Genomic DNA, 20,325 nt, shown 5'->3' with positions numbered 1-20,325 from the left:
GCAAGAAATTCCCATCGAGGCACCGGCACGCGGCGAACCGCCCCGCGCCGGTGCCTTTCCCTCCGGTTCGACGAGCGAACCGGCCGCCTTCGCTTTCGGCGCAACCGACCGGTTTCGCCAACCCCGTCGATCGGCTCCTCGGCCTTGCCGGCCGGCCCACCAGCCGGCCGGCCGTAAAACGATGATCCGCCCGGACACCGGCGGATCATCTTCATTTTGCGAGAAAGATGGCGCGAGGCGCGCCGATCGCTCAGCTGCTCGAACCGTATGCTAAAGCCCGAGTGCTTTCTTGAGTGCAGAGACACGTCGGCGGCTGACGGGAATTTTCTCGTCGACGCCGTTCAGCGTGAGCAGCAGCGTACCGCCCGACACCGATTCGATCTCCTCCACCATCGACAGGTTCACCAGATAGCCGCGATGCACACGGAAGAACCCATGGCCATCCAGCCGCTTTTCCAGCTGGGCCAAGCTTACCGTGGAGAAATAGCGATCCGTGTCCGTCTGGAGATACGCATAATCGTCGCGCGCCATGACGAAGCGGATCTTATCGATGCCGATGAGGATTTTTTTGCCGCCTTTTTCGACGGGTATCCGTTCGGATTTCTGGGCCTGCATGTGCAGCGAAACATGCTCGCGCACGCGGGCGATGGCCTGCGATAGGCGCTCGGTCTCGACGGGTTTCACCAGGTAGTCGATCGCGCTTACCTTGAACGCTTCGAGCGCGAACTCACTATAGGCAGTTACAAAAACGACTGCTGGGGGGAACTTGAGATGCTGCAAGGCCTCCGCCAGCTGCAAACCCGTCGCCTCCGGCATGTTCACATCAAGAAACATGACGTCGCAGGGGTATTCCTTCAGCTTCTCGATAGCCTCGCGAACGCTGGCAGCCTCGGCGACGACTTCAGTCTGGCCGAGCTCGTCAAGCAGGAACTTGAGCTCGGAACGCGCCGGGGCCTCGTCATCGACGATCATCGCTTTCAACACCTGAGCCTCCTGCCTCACACGCTCTCCTCAATCGTGAGCCTATTATAAGTCAACGGCGAGCGAAACCGCACGAAAGCCTCAAAGATGGCGGAACCGCACCGTCGACCGGCGCCATCTGCGGCGTCAGGCGGCGCCGGCCGACGACGCGTACCCGCAACCGCCGCATCCCGCCGCTGGTCGGAATTAGGATGGGCCCTATCAAACGGAGGCTGCACCGTATAGGGGGCATCGTCAGCTGCGTTGAAGGAGGATCCGAACAGCGGCCACGATCGCAGAATCGCGCGCAGCGGCGCAGGCAGCACATGAAAGCCGAACGGAAAGCGCTATCCCAAAGGATCCGGCGTGAGATAGCGCTCGCGCAGGGCGGCGCGCTTCTCGCACGAGACGCCCAGCCGATCGCGCACGAATGCATCCAGATCGCCGAAGCGCTGCTCTACGGCGTCGAATGCAGCTTGCAGATATCGCGGATCGGCCGCATTGATGATGTGGATGCTCTTGTCGAGCTTGTCGGCAAGATGGTACCTCGCCAGCTGGTCCACAATATCCTCGGTATGCGAGGCGACGTAGCGGTTCGTAGCCTCGTAGTCGCGCACGATGTCCGCGCGCGAAGCGCCCAGTATGTGCAGCAGCAATGCCGTCGCCAATCCGGCGCGATCTTTGCCGACGGTGCAGTGCCACAGGACAGCCCCTTCATCGGCCGCCAGCACGTCGTCGAAAAACGCCGCGAAACCCTCGATGCTCTTCTCGTCCACCATCATGCTGGCGTAGACCTTCATCATAATCTGGGCCGGATCGTCTTGCACGGCCTTGAGCATCTTCATCATGCCGTGCAGCCCGCCTTCGCGCGTCACGCCGAAGGTCGCAGTGTTGAGCAGAGGCGCGTACTCGAATTTCACACCCGGCAGCTCGTCTTCAGGATCAGGTTTCTCACGACGCTCTTCCTCGGTTCTCAGATCGACGATCGTGCGCACGCAAAACTCGTCGACAAGCGTTTCCAAATCGCGCGCCGTCGCTCCCGCAAGGGCGCCCGAACGGATAAGGCGAGCGTGCTTGACGTAGCACCCGCCAGCCGCTGGTATGCCGCCGATATCGCGGGTATTCGGCAAACCTTCAAGCTCGATGCGGCCATCGCAGACATCCTCGAGCCCTTCCGCATCGGCTATGCCGAGAGAAGGTGTGAAGTCGTCGGGTACGGTATCGACCATGTGCGTTCCTTTCCTTTGCGAATCCGCTCGGGTACGGGCAGATTCAACGACCTGCTTCAATCGTTCAGCATGGCACGAAGCGAGGCGGGGTCAGCTTTGATTCGGAGATGGCGAGGTGCGGACCGCATACGGCGCTGTGCCGGACGCGGCAAGTTCTGGCCGCTTGAGGCGCTGCGCTCGGAGCTACAGGTGCCTGCTGGTGCTCCGAGCGCTTATGCGAGCCCCTCCTACTGCAGGTCGAGCTGCATGAGCTTGTCAAGCGTCAGCGCATAGATTTTGAACGCCTGCTTCAGCAGCTCCTCGCTGATGCCCTCATCGGGACCGTGCATCGTGCCCACCCACGCGGGATCCTTTACCCAAGGTTTTTCGGGTCCGAAGCTCGCACCGCTCTTGAACTCGCGGGCGTACGTGCCGCCTCCCATCGTGAAGGGCTTGGCATCCTCGCCCGTGGCCTCGTTGTAGGCGTTGAGCAACGCCTGGATAACGGGGCTGTCCGGCTTGACCAAAAATGGCTCCATGAGCAGCGTGTTTTCGAACGTTGCTCCAATCTCGCCCGCCAGCTGGCGCAGGCGCTCGGTGATGCGATCGGCCGTGATAGATGTAGGAAAGCGGCTGTCGAGCGTCTGGACGAACCGTCCGTCGTCCAGCTTGATGGTGCCGCCGATGATGGTGAGCGGGCCGAAGTACTCGTCGGAGCTGTCAATGCCGATGCCGGAGCCATCGGTGTGGTTGAGCAGCTTCTGATCGAGCTCCAGGAAGGCGCGCTCATCGGCACCGCATAGCCCGTTTTCGAGCAGGTAGTCGACAACGAGTCCGATAGCGTTGATGCCCTCGTCGGGCGTGGATGCATGCGCGCTCTTGCCGACAGCCTCCAGACGGGCCAAGCCTTCGCCGGCGGCACTCACCGTGATGCGATCGGTGTTCGGCAGCTGGCTTGCGTCGGCTTTCACGACGGCATAGGCGACACCCGGAACCGCATTCGTAGCCGCGCCGCCCTCGAATTCTGCAATCACACGAGCACACTCTTCGATGCGCTTGCTTGTGATGACACCGTCGTAGCCGCCTTTCTCACCGTAGCACACGGGAAATTCCGCATCGGGCGTGAACAGGAAGGAGGGATCGTCGTAATGCTCGTGGTAGTACGCAACATCGGCCATGCCCGATTCCTCGTTCGCGCCGAACAGGAAGCGCACGGTGTAGGGGAACCGCGGCGCCTCGCCCGCATCCTGCAGATCCTTCCAGAACTTCATGGCGTGCAGCGCCACCACGCTCGGGCCCTTGTCGTCAAGCGTGCCGCGCCCGACGAGGTAACCGTCCTTGCGCGTGACCGCATACGGTTCGAACGTCCAACCGGGACCGGCCGGAACCACGTCCATGTGCCCGATGATGCCGATCTGCGTCTCGCTGTCGCCCGGAAAGTCGGCAAATCCGATGTAGCCTTCGGCATCGTGCGTTTGGAATCCCATGTCGCCTGCCAGTTCGAGCGCCGTCGTCAGCGCTTCCTGAGGGCCCGGGCCAAACGGCGCACCCGCAGCTTTCCTATCGAGATCTTCAAAGCTGGGAATGCGGACGAGCGTCTCGATGTCGCCGATCATCGCCTCCCAGTTGTCCTCAAGATACGCGTCGATCCTGCCGATGAGTTCTGCGTTGTCCATAGAGCATCCGCCTCTCCGTCGCGTGCGCTGGCGCCGATGCCGGCGCAGTGCGGGTCTATGCCCGCCTCGGCCGTAGTTGGGATTCATTATGATGCTTGTTGTAATCCTGCGCCAGGGCATCAGAGCATCGTTGACCGTTTGTCGCCGAACCCGGGTGGAGCGAATAACTTTGCGCTCGACGAGCCTCAGTCCTTCGGGTATAATCTCAGGTTGCGCCCGAGTGGCGGAATGGCAGACGCGGCGGTCTCAAAAACCGTTGTCGAAAGACGTGCGAGTTCGACTCTCGCCTCGGGCACCATTTCAAGATCGCGTGCGACGACGATCGTCTTGCACTCGAAGGAAAGGAACGTACTTGAAGGTTCGAAAATCGAAGCCTCACAGTAAGTAGTTCTCCTTCGACTCCCTTACGCCGGCAGTCGAAGGACGGCTGCGGCGCTTCATGATGCGACAATGTTCTGACGATCCGCACGGACGACGAACGTGCGGCGGAGCGTTCATGCCGGATGTCGATCATGAGCAGGACAGTAAGGGACATGCATATGCTCTACCTCTCTCAAATGCTGGGCAAGCCCGTCGTGGACGCGACCGGCGAGAAAATCGGCACGATCTCCGACCTTGCCATTTCCACCGGCGAGGTGTTTCCCCGCATCACCAGCCTGGCCTTCCAAGGGCCGGGCAAAGTGCCGTTCATGATCTCGTGGCGCAAGTACGTCGACGAGTTTGACGATGACGGCATCCGGCTTGCCGTGGAAAGCCACGACATACGCTTCAGCTATCTGCAACCTGACGAGGTTTTGCTGGCACGCGACCTGCTGAACCGTCAGATCGTGGATACGCAGGGCATGAAGGTCGTGCGCGTCAACGATCTCAAACTCTCCGTTTCAGGCTCGCAGCTGCGCCTGCTGGGCGCCGAAGTGGGCACGCGCGGCATCCTGCGCGGTCTTGCCCCCTGGGTCGAGCATGCTGCGGTGGCCGTGGCGAAGGCCTTCAACAAGCGCATCGACGAACAGATCATCGCGTGGAACTACATGGACCTGCTCGACCGCGACCTATCCGAGGTGCAGCTGTCCGTTACCCATAAGCGTTTGGACGAGCTGCACCCTGCCGACGTGGCCGACATCTTGGAGCAGCTGGACCCCCAGCAGCGCGCAACGGTGTTCGAGCATCTCGACGATGCCCAGGCAACCGAGGCCATTTCGGAGATGGAAGACGAATACCAGGCCGATTTCATCGAGGATTTGGACGACGCCCGCGCCGCAGGGCTTCTGGGCAACATGGATCCCGACGATGCTGCCGACATTGTACGCGACCTGTCCTACGAGAAGGCCGAGACCCTGCTGCGCCTCATGGGCATGGAGGACGCCACCGAGATCAGACGGCTTTTGGGCTACAAGGACGGCACGGCTGGCGGCATGATGACCACGCAGTTCGTGGCCGTGCACGAGGATACGACGGTGGGAGAGACCATCGAGGTGCTGCGCGAGCTTGACGAGGATCATCCCACCGTACATTACGTATATGTGCTGGATGAGTACGATCGTTTCACGGGCGTGCTATCGCTGCGCACCCTCGTGCTCACCGACGACGCCAAGCCGGTGGGAGAGGTCATGTATGACGACGTGATCTCGGTGCCACCCGAGGAAACCGAGGAGGAGGTGGCCGCCGACATCTTCAAGTACGACCTGCCCGCCATGCCGGTGGTCGATGAGCACGGCGTGCTGCTCGGCATCGTCACCGTCGACGACGCATGGGATGCTATCGAGGAAGACGTGAGCGGCGACAAGACGAAGACGACGGTGCTCAAGGCTCTGGGAATTGGCGTTGCCGCCGTGCTCTTCCTGGCGCTCTACACGCTCGTGCTCTTCCAGATCATAGGTTTTAGCTGGTGATCGCATGAAGCAGAAAAACACTGGTCGCACACCGCAACGGGAATGGGGCAGCTTCGAGACCGGCCGCATCGAAGGCGTCGGCGGATCCAAGCATCTGAAGATCGAAAAGGAATCGGGCGAGACCGCACACGGCGGAAGGCGCCGAGCGCAGAGCGTCGATGCAGACGAAAAACTCGCGAACGTCGACAGCGTTCCCTCGGAGGGCGCGCTCGAAGCGCCTCCGAAAAAACCGAGCAAGCTGTGGCTTTTGCTTGCCGCCCTCGGACCAGGCATCGTCACGGCCATGGCAGGCAACGATGCGGGCGGAATCTCGACCTACTCTACCGTAGGAGCAAAGTTCGGCTTCGCCACGCTTTGGGTCATACCCCTTATGTGCGTGCTGCTCATCGTGGTGGAAATGACCGCCGCTCGGATGGGCGCAGTCACCGGCAAAGGTTTCGCTGCGCTCATCCGCGAGCGTTTCGGCATCAGGCTTACCGCCTTGGCAATGCTGGCGCTGCTCATCGGCAATGTGTGCACGACGTTTTCAGAATTCGCAGGCATCGCTTCGGGTATGGAGATGTTCGGCGTATCGAAGTACCTTGCCGTGCCGGTAGCTGCGGGAGCGGTGTGGCTGCTCATCGTGGGAGGCAGTTACAAGCGCGTCGAGAAAGTGTTTCTCATCTTGTCGCTCGTATTCGTCACGTATATCGTAGCAGCCGTACTGGCCGAGCCGAATTGGAGCGATGCGCTCGAGAGCACCGCTTTGCCGCAAATCATACGTGATAAGAGCTTTGTATCGCTCGTCATCGCGATGATCGGCACCACTATCGCTCCGTGGATGATGTTCTTCAATCAGAGCAACGTCGTGGAAAAAGGCCTGACGGTGAAGGATTTGGGACCGCAGAAGGTGGATGTCGTCGCGGGCACCGTGGCTGCATGCCTCGTCGCTTGGTTCATCATCGTGACCACCGGCGCGGTGCTGTTCCCGCAGGGCGTCGAAATCGAATCCGCTGCCGATGCCGCGCGGGCACTCGCACCGTTCGCCGGCCCCTATGCCGAGGCGTTGTTTGCCATCGGCCTGATAGCCGCCTCGTTTTTGGCTGCGTGCGTGTTGCCGCTCACCACAGCGTTCGTCATCTGCGAGGCGTTTGGCTGGGAAGCAGGCGTCTCCTTCAAGTGGAAGGAGGCCCCGCTATTCAAAAGCATCTTCACGTTCGTGATCGTGCTTTCCACCGTCATTGTGCTCGTGCCCAACATCGATCTCATGAACGTCATGCTGACGGCGCAGTTCGTGAACGGCCTCGTACTGCCGGTACTGCTCGTATTCATGGCCGTTATAGCTGCGGACAAGCGAATAATGGGCGCGCATCGATCGCGCATCGTGTCGCGGGCACTCATATGGGTGACAGTAGGCATCGTCACCGTGCTGACGGTGTCACTGCTCGTTATGCAGGTGCTCGGTATCGGGTAGGAGCGCGCTAGTTCAGCTCGGACAGGCGACGGCTTTCTTCGTCGAAGCGGTCTGAGAGGAACTTCTTGCTGCCCTCTTTGTCATTCGCGCATTCGAGCAACAGCTTTACCGTAAGGCTGTTGAGGAACGTGTCCATGCTCTCCTCGATCAGGTCGTAGGTGCGCTTGACCTCCTGCACCATCGCGCCGCCTTTGCGGGCGTTGCGCTTCGCGCGCGTCGACTGCTTGGCGTCATCGTCGAGCGCCTCCATGATTTCGAGGACGGTGATATCGGCGGGGTCCTTCGCCAGACGGTATCCACCGTGCTTGCCAGGGCGCGCCTCGATGATACCCGCATTGCGGAGCAGCTGCGCAAGCTGAATAAGATAGTCGCGTGGTATCGACATATCGTTCGCAATGTCCTTCGACGAGCAGGTGGTGCCTTGCGCTGCCAAATACAGAATGGCGCGCATACCGTAATCGGTCGATGCCTTGAGTTGCACTGCTGTCTCCTAACTTCGTTATCGAACCAGGATAGCTTCATCGCAATCCCGAGCGATAGGGCCGTGGTTCCAACCTTCGTCTTCGCCCAAGTGGCAAGAAAACAGCGCGCGGATGCAACGCCATCCTCTATCACGCCTCCCTTCGCAGGAGAAGAGCGCACTCGGGGTTTCTTGAGTGTAGCCAATCTCAAAGAATTATAGCAAGGTCATTGATGCGTTTGCAGGTTAAACCGAAGGTAAACAGTTACGTATGCGCAAACTGCACACGTATTTAGCACCGGGGTGCAACGTCGCTGTTACGTTCTGGGAAAAAGACCGCATGCGCTCCGAGAGCAGTGCTCTGCGTCTCGCAGGGCACGGCGCGAAACGATTGCGGCATCGAAGCCCCCCGTACCCGCACAGGATTATGCCGGACAACGCGAACCGTGCGTCTCCGCGAAAGACGGCGGACGAATACACCTCTGCATGCACGTTGCGGCCCCGGCCAAGCCGGGGCCGCAACGAGAAGGCACACATGCGAACGGATTGCGAGGCGCTTCCGCCCTACTTCTTCACGGCGCCGTACGGCGACATATTGAGCACGATCACCGCCACCACCATGAGCACGGCGCCACCTGCAAGCGATATCCAGGGATTGCCGGTGAAGCCGGCAACCACATAGCCCGCGAGGCAGATTAAGGCCACGACCGATGCGTAGGGAAGCTGTGTGGCAACGTGGCGTAAGTGGTTGCACTGCGCGCCAGCCGACGACAGGATGGTCGTGTCGGAGATAGGCGACACATGATCGCCGTAGACGGCACCGCCCAGCGTGGCGCCGATGGCTACGAGGAACAACGGGTTCTCGACCGGGAACACGCCGATCACGATGGGCAGAATGAGAGCGATCGTGCCCCACGACGTCCCCATGGCAAAGCCGATGAACGCCGCCACCACGAAGATGACAGCCGGCAGAAACACGAGGCCCACGCCGATGCTGTTCAAGAACCCGCTGACGAATTCGCCCGTGCCCAGCAGGTAGCGGCACGTGCCGCCCAGGCTCCACGCCAGCACGAGGATCATGATGGCGCCCACCATAGACCGCACGCCTTCGGAAATACCCTCCATGTAGCCCGAGAGCGTCATGAGCTTGCGCGGAAGGAACATGCCCGCGGCAACGACGAGCGCAACGCACACGCCGATGCAGAGGCCGAACACGGGGTTCTCTCCCACGGCGGTGGCGAAGTCGATCCCTTGGAAGAACCCGCCTGCGTACAGCATGCCCAGAATCGAGAAGATGATGAGTACGACAATGGGAACCACGAGGTCGAGCACATGGCCCTTCTCGGACACCTTGATGCCCTTGAACTCTTCGACAGCCGTCTGCGCCGCCTCGTCAAGCTCGTCTTCCTCGGCCACGATGGTCTCAAGGTTGACGGGAAGCTGGTCGGCTTCCTTCGGATCGGAAAGCCGTGCGGTGGACATAGCCTCGAGCGCGCTGTCCTTCGGCGGAATGCGGTGCTGACGCTCGGTCGGCTGCTGCACCTCGGCCTCGGCCACGCGCATGGGACCGAAGTCGCGATTCGTGGCGCACATGAAGAACACGAACACGATGGTGAGCAGCGCGTAGAAGTTGTACGGGATGGACTGCACGAACGTGGTGAAGCCGCCCTCGCCCAGGTAGCCGCCCACGGCCACGGCCCACGACGACACCGGTGCGATGATGCAGATGGGCGCCGCGGTGGAGTCGATGATCCACGCCAGCTTCTCATGGCTGATGTGGAAGCGGTCGGTGACGGGGCGCATGACGGCGCCCACAGTGAGGCAGTTGAAGTAGTCGTCCACGAAGATGATGATGCCCAGTACCGCCGTCAGGATTTGCGCCATCTTGGCATTCTTGACATGGGTGGATACCCATTCGGCGTATGCGCGTGATCCGCCGGCAGCCGCAATGACCACGACGAGCGCGCCCAATAACGCAAGGAACAGCAGCAGCGCCCCGTTCCCGGCAATCTGCTCCGCCATCATCTGGGGCACCATGGTAAACGAATCGACGAGCTGTTCAAACCCGGCGCCGTTGAGCGTGAACTGGTAGATGACCATGCCGGTGAACACGCCGATGGCGAGAGAAGAGTACACCTCCTTTGTGATAAGCGCCAGCCCCAGCGCCAAGAGCGGCGGGATGATAGACCACACCCCAGTGCTGATCAGGTCGAATCCTTCCATATACGTCCCCTTCTCTCAAGCGGCACGCATTCGCGCGGAGGTCGTTCATACGGACGCCCGCGCGAATACGCAACGATGCGCCTTAGTATACGGTACGAGCAGCGCCACGGGAACGAAATTGCACGCGATTTTGTCCGCGAACCCGCGCGAACGGTATGCACGCCTCGGAGAGCGAGCTGCAAGCCCAATGCGCGGTTTCAAACGGAAGCAGGCACCAAAGGGCGCATTCGCGATGCCCGCAATCGGAGTGCGCAACGATTACAGGACGAAGCTGGCAAACCAAAGGGCGACCGGTATGAGCCAGAGCACGAAGATCACCGCGAAGGGCCAGCGATGGGCGTTGCTCACGGCCACATATTCGCGGATGAAAGCCGTGGGCCAATAGTAGCGCGCGGTCTTGCTACCAACGCCATCGGCGGCCAACCCGATCTTATGAGCATACTCGGCCGTGCGGAACACGTGGTAGTCGCTGGTCACCACGGCGGTGCGATATGCTCCCACACCCGATCGCGCGTCCATGATGGCCTTCGAGTTGCGCAGGTTCTCCATGGTGTTGGCCGATCGATCCTCGAGCATCACGGCATCGGAGGGCACGCCGCGCTCTTCCACCAGGTACCTCTTCATAGCCTCGGCTTCGGAGACTTGCTCGTCAGAGCCACGCCCTCCCGATGCGATGATGACCGCTTTGCGGCCGCCTCCTTCCCATAGCTCGACGCCCTTGTCCAGGCGCGCAGCCAAAAGTGGCGTGGGCTTCGTCCCCGACAGGCCCGCTCCGTGCACGACGATGTAGTCATACGTGCAGCGTTTGGGCAGTCGCCGGTACAGCCAGGAATACAGCAAAAGCGCTGCGAACGTGAACGCAATGTACGAGCCCTCCATCAGCACAAGCAGGTACAGTGCCAGCAGCAGCGGGGGCGCCTGAACAAGAAGCAGCAGCGGTCCGCTCACGCACACCGCCACGGTGCAGATCGCAAGCAGCCCCGGCAGCACATTGGCAAGGCTCAGGCCCTCGCGCTTGACGACCACGAACGTGTTCGCGATCAAGAACCCCACAAATGCAACCGTGCCGAAGGGAATGGCCGCGAACCCCAGCAGCACGAGCCACGGCAGTTCGAACTGGATGGACAAGCCATAGAGCGCACAGAGGCAGAACGCGAAGAAGTACAGCGCGTTTCGAAACTGTCGCGGCTCCTTGCGGAAATTTCTCGCGAACAGTAGCCCGAACGCAAGAGCGGGAAAGTATATGAGAATGAGCTGGAGCAGCATGGTCAGCACTTTCGACGAATGGGCGTCGTACATAGTATATCGTCCGATAACGACCCGTCGCCAAATTGTTCCTTTCGGCTACGCATGCGAAACGTGCCGCCCGCGCTTTTTATACCGCGTTCGACCTGGAGCGACGCCTTAGATACTGCGAAACAGGTGACGGAAGATCGCACGCAAACCTCTGAAACGGAGGTCGACGCCCTCCTTGCCGCACGCCTACGATCAAGCCGTCGCTTCTGACGAGGCGGCTGCTGTCCACGAGAATGCAGGAGGGAACGTATGGAACTTACTCGTCGTAGCTTTTTGAAAGGCGCCGGCATCGTTGGAGCCGGCGCGATGGCGGTCGGAATCGTCGGTTGCGGACCGTCCGAGCAGACTACGGATCCAAGCGCGCAAGAAAGCACGCAGCCCGGACCGAAAACCTACTCCCCTGACGAGAGCATATCAGCCGACGTCGCTATCGTCGGCGCTGGAAACTCGGGTATGTGCGCTGCCATCGAAGCAACCGAAGCGGGGCTCGACGTCGTTCTGATCGAGAAGTCGAGCGAGCTCGGCGGCTCCTCTTTCGCCACCGAGGTCATATTCGGTTTGGGATCCGCTATGCAACATGAAGCGGGCCTCGATCTGCCGTATCGCTACCAGGTGGTGGATCAGGAGCTGGCCTACACGAACCACCACAGCGACCCGCTTTTGTGGGGCGATTACATTGAACGATCGGGAGAGAACATCGACTGGCTTCGCGATCAGGGCGTCGTGTTCGATACCGTGGACGACTACCGCGGCGTAAGCGCCTTCCCGACTGCACATTGGTGGGAAGGCAAGATCGGCACGAGCTTTATGGCTTCCATGCTGGCGCGCATCGAGGAGCTTGGCATCGCAACGCGCCCCTCAACGGCCGCAATCGACCTCAAGGTTGAGAACGGCGGTGTCGTGGGCGTGTACGCCGAAACGGATGACGGGAAGATTCTCGAAGTAAACGCAAAGGCCGTGCTGCTGGCGTGCGGCGGCATCGGCAACGACCTCGAACTGCTGCAAGAAAAGACCGGCATCGACACCTCGCACGCCAAGACCGAGTTCCCGCTACCGAACGTAGGGGACGGGCACAGAATGGCCTGGGCTGTCGGGGCTAAGGAAACCGACATCTCCATCCTCCCCTGCCTGGGGGTGGATGGCTTCGTGATCCGCGACGCGATATCCATGGCCGCCTGCATTCAGCCCGGCCTGTACATCAATGGCGACGGAGAGCGCTTCATGGCCGAGGACCTGCACCTGAAGAAGCTTTATGCGCTCGTCATCAACGCCCAGCGTTCGCAGCTGTCGGACACGTACACGTTCTTCGACAACGATTTTATCGAACTTTTGGAGAACGGGCGGGGAAGCTACGTCGGCAACCTCGAAGTCGAGCCGGGCGATCGGCTTCCCGGTCTGCGCGAACAACTCGAAACCGGAGCGCAGGCAAGCGGCTATCGCGTGGTATTCAAGGGCGAGACGCTCGAAGAGCTGGCGGCTGATATGGGTTCCGATCCCGCCAGGCTGACCGACACCGTCACGCGCTACAACGCTCTGTGCGAAAAGGGCGTCGACGAAGACTTCGGCAAGGACGCCGTCTATCTGAACGCGATCGGCTCTGGTCCCTACTACGCCGTCCACACCGATCTTTCGGTGCTCACCACGTTCGGCGGAATCGGCGTCAACAGGCGCATGCAGGTGCTAGACACCGACAACAACGTCATTCCCGGCTTGTACAGCTCGGGCGTGACCTCGTGCGGCTTGTATCAAGATACCTACAACTACCAGATATCGGGAGGCATGAACGGCTACTGCACCTATTCGGGCCGGACGGCCGCCCAGCAGATAGCCAGCGATATTCGCTAAGCCCCCTGCGCTTGCTTGGCACGGCGAGGGGGAAGGCGCTTCCCCCTTCCCTCCAGCGCCTCCCCGTTCGTCGTGCGCCTCCACGTGCAGGATCGGCCTCTTCGGCACGTTCGCCAGCTGGCGAACGTGCCGAAGGCGTTATACTCGCCGACGGAGTCGAAAGGGAAGGGACTGCATGAGGGGCATTCGCGCTCACATCGACGCATCATCGGTGCGGCCTATCGTTGGGTTCGCCCTGTACTGGGCGTGGATCGACGTTGCCCTTGTGGGCGTCCCCCTGGCGCGAAGTGTCGCTGTGAATACGCTGTTCGGCGATTTGACGTCGATGGTCTCCGTGCTGTTCTGCATCCTCGTATACGTGCTGTGCTACCGTGCACCTGCACTGTTCGAATGCACGAGAAAGCGAACCGTTCGCTGGGCCATCGCCGCACTTGCATCGGCGGGGGCCATCCTCGTGAGCTTGGGAGAGGCTCTTTCCCTCGGAATGTTGGCCGGAGGCCTTGCGCTCATCGGCCTGGGAATGGGAGCGATCGTCCTCATGTGGGCCGAAGACTACGCATCGGACGAGCAAGGACGAGGCTATGTTTGGGTGGCCGGCTCGATCGCCCTCTCGTTCCCCTTCTACCTCGTAGCCATCGAGCTTTCAGACTGGATGAGAATCGTCGCGGTCTCAGTGCTGCCTCTTGCAAGCTGCGCATTGCTCGCACCTCCGCGGCAGGATCTGCCGCTCACGCCGAAGAGCGAGCGCACCGTCTTCGCGTGCAGCGCGGCCGACGACGAGTCGGCCCGTGCCTGCACCGTGATGGGTTTCCCGCGCAACGTGGCATTCTGGTTCGCCGCTTTTGGATTTGTGTTCGGCATCATGCAGCGCTTTTCGGGTTCGCCGGTTTTCCTTGACTCGGTTCTCATGGATTTCCAGCAGAGAGGACGCGCGCTGGCCGCCGTGGTATTCTTCGTCGGACTTTGCGTGTTCTCTTGGAAACCCCACACCGCCTATCGCCTGTCCACGTCCATCGTTCTTGTCGGGCTGGTTCTCGTGCCGATATTTGGTTCGAACGGCAGCTTCGCCGCGGGCTTTATCGCCCATATGGCGTATGGCTTCTTTGAATGTATGAGCTGGACCATCGTGTTCGAGGTTATGCGCTTGCACCGAAGCGATGCAGGCGCGACGGCTGGCGCGGCACGGCTTTTATCTTCGGCCGGACTACTTGCGGGGACGCTCGCGATTGTCGTCGCGCGCACGATGTTCGCCGCGGACGCGCTTCAAATGCAGAGCATCTTGTCCTCGGCGGTATGCATCCTCGTCATCGCCACGATGCTGGTGCTTGACACCAACGGGATCGACAATGTATGGGCCATGATGAAAGCAGGATCCGACGGTGCGCCCTCGTCCGGCCGCAGCGGTGCCGAAGTCAACGGCCTGCTTCGGCAATCGGCTGCGGCGCTCGGACAGGCGCACGGCCTCACCGAGCGGGAAACGCAGATACTCGCGCTGCTCGCTCAGGGAAGAACCTCGCCGTACATCAGCAACGAGCTGCTGATCGGGGTGAACACCGTCAACACCCACAAAAGGCGAATCTATCAGAAGCTGGGAGTGCACGATAAGCAGGAGCTTATCGACATGGTCGCTGGTTTTCCCTCGAAAACCAGCGACGCTGAACACGATCCGTCGAACAACACGCGAAGCTGAGCACTCACCAGGTTGGCATCGCATCCGATCACGACTGCGTTCATAGCACTCGCACCGCCGGCTGAGCACCCACCAGATTGGCACCGCATCCGATCAGGGTTATGCCTGCTCCGCTTCCAGCTCCTGCTCGTACTCGCGGTCGATAGCGCCCTCGGCGTGCGGCGGGTCGACCTCGAAGTCCACGCGCTTCGTGAACAGGCTCACCACCGGCACGATGATCAGCGACAGCACCATCGCGATAGCGCCGCAGTTGATGGGCGACGCGATGAACGCCGTGCCCACAAACCCGGCGATCATGTTGCCCGTGGTCAGGCCCACGCCCACGATGAAGCTGGCCCACACGGCCGGGCGCGACACCCGGCGCGAGTACAGCCCCCAGAAGAAGGGGCCCAAAAACGAGCCGGCCAGCGCGCCCCAGCTGATGGACATGAGCTGCGCGATGAACGTGATGGACGAGTTGTACTGCACGAGCGCCAGCACCGCCGAGATCACGATGAACACCACCAGCAGCACGCGCATGTACGACAGCTGCTTCTTCTCGCTCATGTTCTTCACGAGGTTGTCCTTGATCAGGTCGAGCGTGAGCGTGGACGACGACGTGAGCACGAGCGACGACAGCGTGGACATGGACGCGCTCAGCACCAGCACGATCACGATGCCGATGAGCAGGTCGGGCAGCGTGGACAGCATGGTGGGGATGATGGAGTCGTACACCGGCGTGCCGGCGGCCGTCATCTCAACCTGCCCGCCGTACAGGCGGCCGAACCCGCCGAGGAAGTAGCTGCCGCCGGCCACGATCATGGCGAACACGGTGGAGATGATGGCGCCCTGCTTGATGGCAGGACCGCTCTTGATGGCATAGAACTTCTGCACCATCTGCGGCAGGCCCCACGTGCCCAGGCTGGTCAGCACGATGACGCCCAGCAGGTCGGGCAGATTCGGCCCGAAAAAGCTCACGAACGGGCCGGCCATCTCGGACCCCTCGGCTGGGATGAGCGAGAGCGTGGTGAGGGCCTCGGTGAAGCCGCCGTTGTTCACCAGCACGGCCACGATGACCGCCACGATGCCCAACAGCATGACGATACCTTGGATGAAGTCGTTCATGACGGTGGCCATGTAACCGCCCAGCACCACGTACACGCAGGTGATAACCGCCATGCCGATGACGCACCACTCGTACGGCAGCCCGAACGCCATGCCGAACAAACGCGACAGGCCGTTGTAGACGCTGGCCGTGTACGGGATGAGGAACACGAAGATGATGGCCGCGGCCGCGATGCGCAAACCCTTCGACTGGTAGCGCTCGCCGAAGAACTCGGGCATCGTGGACGCGCCCAGGCGATGCGTCATCTCGCGCGTGCGCGGGCCGAGCACCCACCAGGCCAGCAAGCTGCCGAGGATGGCGTTGCCGATGCCGATCCACGTGGCGGCGACACCGTATTTCCAGCCGAACTGGCCGGCGTAGCCCACGAAGATGACGGCGGAGAAGTAGCTCGTGCCGAACGCGAACGCGCTCAGCCACGGACCTACGTTGCGGCCGCCCAGAATGAACCCGTCAACGCTTCCGGTATGTCGTCGGCAGTAAATGCCGACGCCCACCGCCACGCCGACGAAAATGAGTACCATGCATATCTTCTCGATCATGGGAGATTCCTTCTCGATCATATACCTACAGGTCGTGCTACTCGCAGCGGCGCGAACGAGTGTTTTACGTGAAACACTCCAACGCTACCTGCTGATTCGCAGGAGGCGCACATGACTTTGCCGGGGCGCGGCACCCGTCAGCACAACACCGACGAAGCACCACGGGCAAACCCATGTGCTAGAGGTATCGATAGGAATAATAGGAAAGGGCGCGATAGGCGGTCGCGTCGGCCTCGGGGGTCGGTTTCGCGGCAAATGCGGACGCGAGCGAGTCCGCAGGGCGCGGGGCGACGGAACGGCACACGGCCGCAACGGCGAGCTGGAGGCGCCAGCGCTGTTCGACGGCAGTATGTCCCTTCGCAGAATGCATGGGCATACTTTACCATAGTGGAGCATGGGATGTGACGAAAAAGAAGACCGAGCGTAGGAAGCGACGAGGTGGGAGGTTCGTCCTCGCGCCTCGCGTTCTTGCGAGATCCATCGTAATACGAACCACATGGACTTTAATTCACAAGGGATTACTTTGTTTTTACGCTTCACCGGACCATATCTACCGCCACGCAAAGCAAAGAAAAGCGAGCATGCGATGCTATGGTTCAAATATGATTTATAGCGTAATATTCTTATTAAAATGCGATTAACGGTTCTACGATACATCGCTCAAGATAGGCCTCAGGCAGATCGGAAGGCTCCCTTATGATAACGCGGCGCAATAACACAACCTTGTTCTACGCGACAACGTTTGAAGCCTATCCGGACAACGCCAAATTTGAAATTTGGCCCGTCATCGTAGATGTCTTTCAAAACTGGATAGTCGAGAAAGAACGACGGCAGAGAGGCAACCGTTTACCGTCTCCAGCCAGACAGATAGACTTCGATATCTCCACCGCTCTGAAGTGGAATCAGGGCATGAGATTGAGCGCCTATTCAGCATTGATACTTCGCAGTGCAATGGCTAGCTCGCTCGAAACATGAGGATCCCGCAAAGGCGCAACATCAACAAAAATATCGAGCAGTGTCATTCTTGGAGAAATACAGAAGTCATTAGAGCCGTGGGTCTCAAATCCGTCCGACGATTTCATGCCGCTAAGATCCGTCCGTCTCTCGAAAAGCTTCGCACAGGGGACAATGGATATCGACGCTCCTTCTTCCTCGCTGACAACAAGAATCATGGAGGGGGATCGCATACCAAAGCACTGGGCTATGGACTACAGCGAGCAAGACTCGGAAAGCTGGTGGCGCACCTGGCACACCTGCGTCGGGATAACAGAATCGAGCGTAGGCGTATACAGTATAACCGTGCAGGTGTCTTACAGCATCGATCCAACCTATATGCGATCCGACGTTAAAACCCCTCCGCGCAATGTTCCTGTTTGCATCAGAAAACTGCTCGACACCGAGGGGATAGCGTGCATATCGGGCGAGGATCCCCTTGACGGAAACGCCCTCTTCATTGACAAGTGCTTTTACGGACAACCTTATACTTTCAATCAGTTTTACAACGATCTCACAAAACCAATCAGAAACGTGCCGCTTGTGGCCGTCACATCAGACGACGACGGCGCGTACCCCGTCAATCCTGATGAACTTGCCAGAAAACTGACGGGCATCGCCTTCGTAGTCGCTTTGGACAAGAGCAATAAAGAACTAGACAAGGTTCTTGAGGAAACCTTTTTCGACCGCGGTTCACGGAATTACGCCTACCGGCCGCTTCGCCATTCCATTCAGGTATATTTCCCAGGGCTCAATATGGACGACCCTCGTGATGCAAGGCGGCATTATCGCTTTTCATCCGAATGGATCTCTCGGTTTTCGGGATCTATATGCGAGAGTGTCGCCAGCGATGTCATCGCTGGTTCCGTTCGCGCATTTTCCCAGTCAGACAAAGTCGTCGCGTGCTGTCAAGATATTCAGAACGCAATCGACAAAGCAAGGCGTGACGAGCTCGCAAGCAGATACAGGGAAGGGCAAAGGAAAGAAGAGCGAAACGCCGAACGAAGCAAGCTGCAAGCTCAATACAGCAAGGCACTCGATGAACTTGCCCGCACGCAACGCGAGAAGAATGCGAGCATCGAAGAAATCGCTCAGATGAGCCAACTCCTTGATGAGTCTATGGTGACGATCGAGCAAAAGGACCAAGAAATCGACGATATGAGCGAATACACGTCGTTGCTAGAAAAAGACATTGATTCCAAAGAGAAGAAAATTACGTCCCTCAAACAAGAGCTTGATAGTGTTTGGGATATCGCTCATGAAAGCGAGCAATTGCAGTGGCGCGTGAAATCTTTGACAGAGCAGCTCCAACGGAAGGGACCCGCCTCAAACGATGCATATCTCGTGGAAAAAATGGTGAGCCTTCCTTCTTCTGTTGCAGATGCACTCCAGCTTGCCGCCGAAGCCTTCCCGAAAAAAATCATCGTTCTTCCGGAAGCTGAGCGATCCGCCCAGGCACATGCTTCGGGAAGCGCAAATGAAACCTGGCAGATCCTATTGGGCCTGGCAACAGTTCTACACCCCCTCTGCTTTTCGGATAATCCTGAAAAAGATGGATCGATCACCGACACATACAAGAGAATGACGGGGTACGACCTTTCGCTAAGAGAGTCTAAAGCGACCAACGACGTACCTGCCTATGTACGCGCCCGCCGACGGACATACGAAGGACGCATTATCGACATTACCCCGCACGTAAAAGGAAGGAGCAGGAAAAGAGGAGAGACCCTGCGCGTCCACTTCGCAATAGACGAGAAAACCGAACGAATTGTGATCGGGCACTGCGGTGCGCACCTTGACACCGCGGGAACGAAACGAAAGGGTTTCTAATGACCATCCGAAATTCTGTTGAAACGGCACTCGCATCCGTTTCAAACATCGAATCGTATATTAATAAAAAATGGCCGGGGTTTTTCGACGAGATAGCCACTACGCTATCCAAGCCTTTATGGCGCATGGGCAAGAACGACATGTTCGCGATATGCGACCAAGATATCGACGATATGAACAAGGTTCAGTTCCTGGCAATACAAGAACGCGCGATCCAGCGCATTTTGCTTTCGAGCAAAACTCTGCAACGCCCAGGAGGAGCATGGGACTGCACACCTCCAATAGATTTAGCAAATCTTTGCTGCGATTGGAAGAGATCCCCCGTGGTACTCGAGTTCAACTCTTCACTCGTTGAAGAACTTCAGCGTTCCGACATCGATCAAGACGTTGATCTTTCGGAGCATCTTGAACACCTCCCGTTCTCTTGCTTCTTTATATCTGCCGAGCATCTCGGTTTCCGGCTCTCGAATGCAGACGGCAAGCTCAAACATGCGGTTGGGTTTTTCCTGGATTACGCGTGGATGCCTCGATCAGACCAACCTCACCGAGTAGAAAAGCATTTCATAATTACGATAATCGGGAGCAACGGCTATACGATCCCCGTCGTTATCCCCTTAAGATTTTCGACGATAAAAGACCTATCCGCATATGTAGTTGAAACATATCTGCAAGCGAATGGCGGCAAGAGCAAGATGATCAAAGTGTTCGTCGACGAGGATCTTCGTACGATTCTTAGCCTGCTTCTCTATATCGCTTCAAAAGAGCCGGATATAGTAGAGAAGGAAATCGTACGGAGGAAGGACACGAACGATCTTGATCGCAGTTCCACTTTCAACGACGATCAAGAGCCACTGGACGAGCCGCGAACGTTTCTCGTTGGGGGAAAATCGGGCCCTCTATCGAGGCGCATCGACACGCGAACAAAAACGCAGGCAGCGGCCGTGCGATAACTCCTCATATTCGCCGAGCCCATTTCCACACGTACCTCACGGGTTCACGAAAAGACAGAACTCAAAAGAGAATTCTGAAATGGGTCGCACAGACATCAGTGAACATGGAAAAAGAAGGCGATGCTTCGACTGTTATGGTGAGAAAAGTCGAATAATAATTGGTTTCATGATAACGCCCTCTATATCACACTACTATTGTTTACCTGTC

At 59.1% G+C, this 20,325-nt stretch carries 13 protein-coding genes and 1 tRNA gene; 7 read left to right on the top strand and 7 right to left on the bottom strand.

The features are described from left to right. Nucleotides 1-270 precede the first annotated feature (270 nt). From ABGT83_RS11505 to ABGT83_RS11495, 3 genes are all read right to left on the bottom strand, one after another. A complete protein-coding gene (locus ABGT83_RS11505) occupies nt 271-984 on the bottom strand; it encodes a LytR/AlgR family response regulator transcription factor (RefSeq protein ID WP_103265031.1) in 714 nt (237 codons plus the stop codon). Nucleotides 985-1,307: 323 nt separating this feature from the next. Continuing rightward, on the bottom strand, nt 1,308-2,189 hold the full coding sequence (locus ABGT83_RS11500) for a tyrosine-protein phosphatase (protein ID WP_103264978.1): 882 nt from the start codon (nt 2,187-2,189) through the stop codon (nt 1,308-1,310). Nucleotides 2,190-2,416: 227 nt separating this feature from the next. Further along, a complete protein-coding gene (locus ABGT83_RS11495) occupies nt 2,417-3,844 on the bottom strand; it encodes a Sapep family Mn(2+)-dependent dipeptidase (protein WP_103264977.1) in 1,428 nt (475 codons plus the stop codon). Nucleotides 3,845-4,058: 214 nt separating this feature from the next. On the opposite strand from ABGT83_RS11495, the gene ABGT83_RS11490 reads away from it, so the two are divergent. The 3 genes from ABGT83_RS11490 to ABGT83_RS11480 all read left to right on the top strand — a co-directional run bounded on the left by ABGT83_RS11490 (nt 4,059) and on the right by ABGT83_RS11480 (nt 7,186). Further along, nucleotides 4,059-4,142: transfer RNA gene (locus ABGT83_RS11490), tRNA-Leu, on the top strand. 241 nt (nt 4,143-4,383) lie between these two features. After that, entirely contained in the window at nt 4,384-5,733 is a 1,350-nt protein-coding gene (locus ABGT83_RS11485) for a magnesium transporter (protein ID WP_103264976.1), read from the top strand. Between the two features lie 4 nt (nt 5,734-5,737). Beyond that, nucleotides 5,738-7,186 carry an Nramp family divalent metal transporter gene (locus tag ABGT83_RS11480; protein ID WP_346687681.1) on the top strand — a complete coding sequence of 483 codons (1,449 nt, stop codon included), beginning with the start codon at nt 5,738-5,740 and terminating at the stop codon, nt 7,184-7,186. A gap of 7 nt (nt 7,187-7,193) precedes the next feature. Here the strand turns inward: ABGT83_RS11480 and ABGT83_RS11475 are convergent, their stop codons facing one another. The 3 genes from ABGT83_RS11475 to ABGT83_RS11465 all read right to left on the bottom strand — a co-directional run bounded on the left by ABGT83_RS11475 (nt 7,194) and on the right by ABGT83_RS11465 (nt 11,168). Next, nucleotides 7,194-7,667, bottom strand: coding sequence for an Rrf2 family transcriptional regulator (locus tag ABGT83_RS11475; protein WP_103264974.1), 474 nt, complete (start codon nt 7,665-7,667; stop codon nt 7,194-7,196). Between the two features lie 543 nt (nt 7,668-8,210). Beyond that, the gene (locus ABGT83_RS11470) at nt 8,211-9,869 is read right to left on the bottom strand and encodes a Na+/H+ antiporter NhaC family protein (protein WP_346687679.1); all 1,659 of its coding nucleotides are present in this window, start codon (nt 9,867-9,869) and stop codon (nt 8,211-8,213) included. A 258-nt stretch (nt 9,870-10,127) separates the two neighbouring features. Beyond that, nucleotides 10,128-11,168 carry a YdcF family protein gene (locus ABGT83_RS11465; RefSeq protein ID WP_346687677.1) on the bottom strand — a complete coding sequence of 347 codons (1,041 nt, stop codon included), beginning with the start codon at nt 11,166-11,168 and terminating at the stop codon, nt 10,128-10,130. A gap of 246 nt (nt 11,169-11,414) precedes the next feature. Between ABGT83_RS11465 and ABGT83_RS11460 the strand changes: the two genes are divergently transcribed. Together ABGT83_RS11460 and ABGT83_RS11455 are read left to right on the top strand one after the other, a co-directional pair. Beyond that, entirely contained in the window at nt 11,415-13,010 is a 1,596-nt protein-coding gene (locus ABGT83_RS11460; RefSeq protein WP_346687675.1) for an FAD-dependent oxidoreductase, read from the top strand. A gap of 175 nt (nt 13,011-13,185) precedes the next feature. Continuing rightward, nucleotides 13,186-14,700: a helix-turn-helix transcriptional regulator gene (locus tag ABGT83_RS11455; RefSeq protein ID WP_346687674.1), complete on the top strand. Its 1,515-nt coding sequence runs from the start codon at nt 13,186-13,188 to the stop codon at nt 14,698-14,700. A 99-nt stretch (nt 14,701-14,799) separates the two neighbouring features. Here the strand turns inward: ABGT83_RS11455 and ABGT83_RS11450 are convergent, their stop codons facing one another. Next, on the bottom strand, nt 14,800-16,344 hold the full coding sequence (locus tag ABGT83_RS11450) for a sodium:solute symporter family protein (protein WP_346687672.1): 1,545 nt from the start codon (nt 16,342-16,344) through the stop codon (nt 14,800-14,802). A 1,203-nt stretch (nt 16,345-17,547) separates the two neighbouring features. Here ABGT83_RS11450 and ABGT83_RS11445 point away from each other — a divergent pair. Beyond that, on the top strand, nt 17,548-19,167 hold the full coding sequence (locus ABGT83_RS11445) for a hypothetical protein (protein WP_346687670.1): 1,620 nt from the start codon (nt 17,548-17,550) through the stop codon (nt 19,165-19,167). After that, nucleotides 19,167-20,117: a hypothetical protein gene (locus ABGT83_RS11440; RefSeq protein ID WP_346687669.1), complete on the top strand. Its 951-nt coding sequence runs from the start codon at nt 19,167-19,169 to the stop codon at nt 20,115-20,117. Before ABGT83_RS11445 ends, ABGT83_RS11440 begins: the two co-directional genes overlap by 1 nt. Nucleotides 20,118-20,325 lie beyond the last annotated feature (208 nt).

Source organism: Enteroscipio rubneri, assembly GCF_963929405.1.
Classification (GTDB): Bacteria; Actinomycetota; Coriobacteriia; order Coriobacteriales; family Eggerthellaceae; genus Enteroscipio; species Enteroscipio rubneri.
This window is presented reverse-complemented; position numbering and strand designations above follow the sequence as displayed.